The organism is Promineifilum sp. (SeqCode), from assembly GCF_041918635.1.
GTDB lineage: Bacteria > Chloroflexota > Anaerolineae > Promineifilales > Promineifilaceae > Promineifilum.
This window is the reverse complement of the sequence record NZ_JAYRVJ010000356.1, coordinates 1-6,387: the sequence shown is the minus strand read 5'-3', so window position 1 is coordinate 6,387 and position 6,387 is coordinate 1. Positions and strand designations below refer to the sequence as shown.

At 67.5% G+C, this 6,387-nt stretch carries 2 protein-coding genes; both read left to right on the top strand.

Annotated features, from left to right (window positions below; genetic code table 11):
• On the top strand, positions 1-4,474 hold a 4,474-nt coding region (locus ACE3UY_RS11310; protein WP_374687633.1), incomplete at its 5' end, for a DUF2298 domain-containing protein.
• 72 nt (positions 4,475-4,546) lie between these two features.
• Positions 4,547-6,387 (top strand): DUF2298 domain-containing protein (locus ACE3UY_RS11305; protein WP_374687632.1); only part of this gene is annotated, 1,841 nt, incomplete at its 3' end.

Below are 6,387 nucleotides of genomic sequence, written 5' to 3'. Positions count from 1 at the left end.
GGCGCGCCGGGGCGCCGGGGTGCAGGGGAGCGGGGGAGCGGGGGAGAGCGTTGCTCGTCGCTCGCCGCTCGTCGTTCAGCCGCGTGACCTGGAGCGGGCGCTCATCGGCATCGCCCTGGCCGCGATCGTGTCCATCCTGACCTTCCGCCTGGCCCAGCCCTACGCCTTCAGCGACGCCGACATGGTGCGCGCCGCGGCCGCCGCCGAGACGGGCGAGCCGGCCAACGCCTTCGTCGTTGCCGTCAAGTCCATCATCGGCCTGAACCCACAGTTCCTGGCCAACATGGCCGAGATTCAGCGCTTGCAGGCCCCGGAAGCGATGTTCCCGCCGGCCATTCAGTGGGTTGACCGGCCGGCCGTGCTGTTTCCGTGGAGCAACATGGTGCTCTATGGCATGGGGCTGACGGCGGGGTTGTTTGCCTGGTTCGCGGTGTTCTGGGCGTTGTGGCGGGCGGTGACGGGTGGCCGGTGGCTTGTAGAGCAGGGGAGTAGGGGAGCAGGGGAGCAGGGGAGCAGCATACCGGAGTGGATGCTGCATGCTATTCCCTTGACCTGGACGCTGGTCTACTTCCTGTTCATGGCGACGCGCTGGGTGAAGTCGGTGCGCTACTTCCTGCCGCTCTATCCAGCGCTGTTCATCCTGGCCGGCTGGGCGTTGGTGGCGCTGTGGCGGTGGGCGGGGACGAAGAGCCGGCGGGACGCCGGCGCGCCGGGATTGGCGCGGACGGCGGTGGCGCTGCTGGCCGCGCTGGTTGTGCTGCCCAGTCTGCTGTGGGCGGTCATGTTCACCCAGATCTACCGCGAACCGATGACGCGCATTGCCGCCTCGGAATGGATCTATGACAATGTGCCCAGCGGCGCGACGCTGGTCTATGACACGGCCGGCGGCGGGACGGCCGAACTCAACCTGCCGCTGAAAGGCATGTTCTTCGAGGAGGGGGGCGTGCCGCTCTACCTCGACTTCACCATGCCCGAAGACGGCCTCATCCGGGCAGTGCGTTTCAACTATTTGAGCGACCCCGACTTCGACGCCGGCGACCCCGCCGCGGCGGCCGATGCGGGCGAGACGATCCGCGTCCGGCTGGGCGAGGGCGCGTCGGTCGACCTGGCGCTGGCCCTGGACGGCGAGCGGCGGGCGTTCACCGTCGAGTTGCCGCCGACGCCGGCCACCGCTGGCACTCCCTTGCGCCTGACGGCCGAAGGGGGGCCGGGCGGCCCCATCCGCGCCGGGACGAGCCTGCTGGTCAACGAGCATTGGGACGACCTGCTGCCGGTCAGAATGGACAGCCGCGACGGCTACGGGGCCTACTACACCGAGGTGACCGGCGGCCAGCGCCCCGTGACTCATCCCGACAGCCCGGAGAAACGCGAAGAGGTCATCGCCTGGCTGGACGAGGCCGACTACATCATGATCAGCAGCCAGCGGGCGATGTGGAACTTGCCCCGCATGTCGCAGACCTACCCCATGATGCTGACGTATTACGAGGGGCTGTTCAGCGGCGAGTTGGGCTTTGAGCTGGTGGCCCAGTTCCATGAGAACACGCGCCTCGGCCCGCTCTACGTCAGCGACACCACGGCCCAGGTCAGCTGGGGCGAGCCGCCGCAGATCGGCTGGCCGCCGCCGGGCGAGCTGGCCGCCGAAGAGGCGTTCAGCGTCTACGATCATCCGCCGGTATGGATCTTCGCCAAGACCAACGCCTATAGCTCCGAGAACACGCGCCGCCTGCTAGAGAGTGTGGATTTGAGCGGCGTGGTGGTCATGAACCCGCTGGAAGCGACGGAGGCCGCGGGCGGCATGATGCTCTCCCCGGCCGAGCGCGCGGCGCAGCGGGCGGGCGGTACGTTCAGCGAGGTCTTCGACGTGGACGGCGCGTTGTCGCGGAACCCGTGGCTGGCGGCCGTCGTGTGGATGCTGGCCCTGACACTGCTGGGTTGGCTGGCCTTCCCGCTGGCCTTCGCCGCGCTGCCCGGTCTGCCCGACCGGGGATACGCCCTGTCGCGGGTGCTGGGGCTGCTGGTGCTCTCCTATCTGCCCTGGCTGGCCGCCAGCCTGAAGCTGCTGCCACACACGCGCGGAACGATCGCCCTGGCCCTGCTGGCCCTGGCGCTGCTTAGCGGCGTTCTCTTCTTCCGGCAGCGCTACACCATCCGCGCCTTTGTCCGGCAGCGCGGACGGTACATGCTGCTGATCGAGGGGCTGGGGCTGGCGCTCTTCCTGCTGATGATCGGCATCCGTCTGGGTAACCCGGACGTGTGGGACGTGATCTGGGGCGGCGAGAAGCCAATGGATCTGTCCTACTTCACCGCCGTGCTGCGCTCGACGACCTTTCCGCCCTATGATCCGTGGCACGCCGGCGGCTACATCAACTACTACTATTACGGCTTCGTCTACGTTGGCGCGCTGACCAAGCTGCTGGGCGTCATGCCCGCCGTGGCCTATAACCTGATCCTGCCGATGCTGTTCAGCTTCACGGGGTTGGGGGTGTTCAGTTCGGCGCACGGGCTGGTGGTCAGTAGTAGAGGCGGGTTTCAAACCCGCCCGTACATGGTGGGCGGTCGGTGGTCGTCGTTGGGCGGCCGGCCGGCGGTGGTGGCCGGGCTGGTGGCCGTGTGTCTGGCGCTGCTGTTGGGCAATCTGGCCCAGGTGGGCGTCGTGGTCAACGCCTGGCGCGGCGCGGGCGAGCCGTCGTTGGGCGAACTGCCCGTCATCGGTGGCCTGGCGCAGACGCTCGACGGCGGCATCAAGGTGCTGAGCGGCCAACCGGCCCCCATCTACCCGGGTGACTGGTTCTGGACCGCCTCGCGCGCCATCACTGCCAACCCCGGCGAGGTGCAGCCGATCACCGAGTTCCCCTACTTCACCTTCCTCTACGCCGACCTGCACGCGCACATGATCAGCATGCCGCTGACGATGCTGGCCTTGGGCTGGGCGATCAGCGTGGCGCTGGCGGCGGGGGAGGGGGTGGCAGGTGGCAAGTGGCAGGTGGCAGGTGGCAGACGAGAGCGCCAGGGTCAACAACCGGCTCCCCCGCTCCCCCGCACCCCTGCTCCCCTGCCCCTGATCGCCTGGCTTGTCGGCGCATTAGCCATCGGCGTCCTGCGGCCGACGAACACGTGGGATTGGCCGACCTACCTGTTGCTGGGCGGGCTGGCCGTGGCCTACTACGCGCTGCGCACGGAAGGGTTTGGCTGGCGGGCGCTGGGCAAGGGTGGGTTCTTTGTCGTCCTGTTGATCGTCCTTTCCACGCTGGCCTTTTGGCCCTTCACGGCCAACTACGGCTCGGCCTACTCCTCGGTCTCGCTCTGGCCCGGCTCCTACACCCGCGCCTGGAATTACTTGCTGGTGCACGGCCTCTTCCTGTTCTTCGTCGTCATCCACCTGGCGCGGGAGTTCCGCGCCTGGACGGCGACGTGGACGGAGGAGGGCAAGCGGCGCTGGCAGCCGCTGGGCATGCCGCTGCTGGTCGCTCTGGCGCTGTTTGTCGTGGCGCTGGCCTTCCTGCTCGTGCGCGGCTACTGGGTTGCGCCCATCGCCCTGCCCCTGTTGGTCGCGGCCGGTCTGTTGGCGCTGCGGCCGGGGCTGCCCACGGCGCGCCGCGTCGTGCTGGCCCTCATGTCGGCCGCGCTGGGGCTGACCCTGCTGGTCGAGATCATCGTCCTCGATGGCGACATCGGCCGCATGAATACCGTCTTCAAGTTCTACTTGCAAGTGTGGCTGATGCTCAGCGTCGCCTGCGGGCCGGCTGCCGTATGGGCCTGGCCGGCGCTGCGCGACGCGAAGCGAGGGCGGACGTTGTGGCGGGTGGCGCTGGGCGTGCTGCTCTTCGCCGCCCTGCTCTACCCCTTGCTGGCGACGCCGGCCAAGTGGAACATCCGCATGAACCGCGACGCGCCCAACACGCTGGACGGCGCGGCCTTCATCCCCTACGTCGAGTACGGCGACACCGATTACGCCGGCAACAGCCGGATCATCCAGCTGAGTGAGGATCGGGGGGCGATTGAGTGGCTCCAGCGCAACGTGCAGGGCACGCCGGTCGTCATGGAGGCCCACGGCAGCAACCCTTATCGCTCCATCGCCGGCCGCATTGCCATGTACACCGGACTGCCGACGGTCATCGGCTGGGATTGGCACCAGCGCCAGCAGCGGGCCATCGCGCCCGGCTCCGTCGTCACCAATCGCATTGACGACGTGAACCGCTTCTACAACACACCCGACACGGCTGAGGCGTGGAACATCCTTCAGCGGTACGGCGTCGAATACGTAGTGGTTGGCTCTCTGGAGCGGACGTACTACGCGCCAGAAGGGCTGGCCAAGTTCGACCAGCTGGTCGCCGAGGGCACGCTGACCGAGGTGTTTCGCGACGAGTTCGCCGCCATCTATCGAGTGACGAGTGAGGCGCAGGGGAGCGGGGAAACAGGGGAACAGGGGAGAGCAGCGATTGATGAAAGTATCGGGATAAACTATTTACGATGAACGACGAGATTGGAATGGTGCGCGACGAAAGCGAAGCAACTACTTCTTACTGATCACTGACCACTAATCACTATGACCGACATCCTTGCCGCGGTGCGCTGGTGGGCGGCGCTGACTTTGCTGGGGCTGGTAGCCTGGCCGCTAGTCTATAGCGTGCTGCGACCGCTGCCCGATCGGGGCTATGCCTTCGTCAAGATGGCCGGCCTGCTGCTGGTCAGCTACGTCTTCTGGCTGGGCGGCACGCTAGGCTTCGCCGCCAACAACGCCGGGGGCATTCTGCTGGCCCTGCTGGTCGTGGGCGGCGCGTCGCTGCTGGCCTATCGCCGGCGCGCGCCGGGAGATGCGCCCCTGGCCGACTGGCTGCGCGCCCACCGTACCGAGGTCATCGTCACCGAGTTGCTCTTCGCCGCCGTCTTTGCCCTGTGGGTCTGGGTGCGCGCCCAAAACCCGAGCATCACCGCCACCGAGAAGCCGATGGAGTTCGCCTTTCTCAACGGCGTCGGCCGCAGCGCCGCCTTCCCGCCGCTCGATCCCTGGCTATCCGGCTACAGCATCAGCTACTACTACTTCGGCTACGTGATGACCTCGTTGCTGGCCCGGCTGGCCTTCGTCCCCGAGTCGGTGGCCTTCAACCTGGCCATCGCCTGGCTGGTGGCAGGGACGGCGGTGGGGGCGTATGGGGTGGTGTTCAATCTGATTGCCAGTAGGCGAGAGTTGGGTGATCAGGTAGGCGCGGGGGAGCAGGGGCGCGGGGGAGCGGGGGAGAGAAGAGTGCTCCAGAGGGGGATGCTACTGGGGTTAGTGGCCGCGGCGGCCGTGCCCATCGCCGGTAACTTGCAGATCGGATTGGAGGTGCTGCACGGCAACGGGGTCGGTTCGGCCGGCTTGTGGGCCTGGCTGGACGTGCGTGACATCAATACGCCCCCCGCGGATGCCTCCGGCACGCCGCGCTACGAGACGAGCGAGTGGTGGTGGTGGCGCACCTCGCGGGTCATCCATGAGTACCACCTGTCCGGCCGCGCCGAAGAGGGACTGGAGCCGATCGTCGAGATTCCCGCGTTCAGCTTCGTTCTGGGCGACATGCACCCGCACGTGCTGGCCCTGCCGTTCGCCTTCCTGAGCCTCGGTGTGGCGCTGGCCTGGTGGTTGCGACTGGCGAATGAAGAACGACGAACGACGAGCGACGAACGACGAGCACCTGGCCTTGTTGAAGCGATCCGGCAGCCCCTGCACCAGATCGGTATGCCGCTCTGGCTGCTCACGGCTGTGGTTCTGGGCGGTTTGTCGTTCCTGAACACATGGGACGTGCTCATCCACCTGTTTGTGGTGATGGGCGTCTACTTTCTAGCGGAGTGGTATCGCGATTTGTCGGGTCGCAGGACGCCCGGCCGGTCTATCTGGTCGCTGTTGGGTCGCGCGCTGCTGGTAGGGATGTCGCTGGGCGTCGTGGCGGGGCTGCTCTACCTGCCGTTCTACCTGGGCTTCCGCTCGCAGGCCGGGCCGCCGTTCCTGCTGCCGATGCTCATGCAGCCCACGCGGCTGGCCCATTACCTCATCATCTTCGGCATGCCATTGCTGGTCATCGTCACCTTCTTGGTGACGCTGGCCTCACAGCAGCGCTTCCGTCACTGGCGGCTGGGGCTGGGCGTCGCCGCCGGCGTGGTGGTCGGGCTGCTGCTGCTCATGCTGTTGCTGCTGTGGATCGTCGCCAGCAGCGCGTCGAGCGCGGGCACGGTCATCAATCTGGCCGGCGAGTTGGGGCGCGAGTTGCCGGCCCGGCCCGACGCGCTCATCGCCCCCGGCTGGGGATTGTCGGCCATGGTCGCCGTCCTACCCGCCTGGTTCGCGGCGCGCCTGGTCGGGCCATGGTTGACGCTGCTGCTGGCCGGACTGTTGGCGCTGGTCGTCATGGC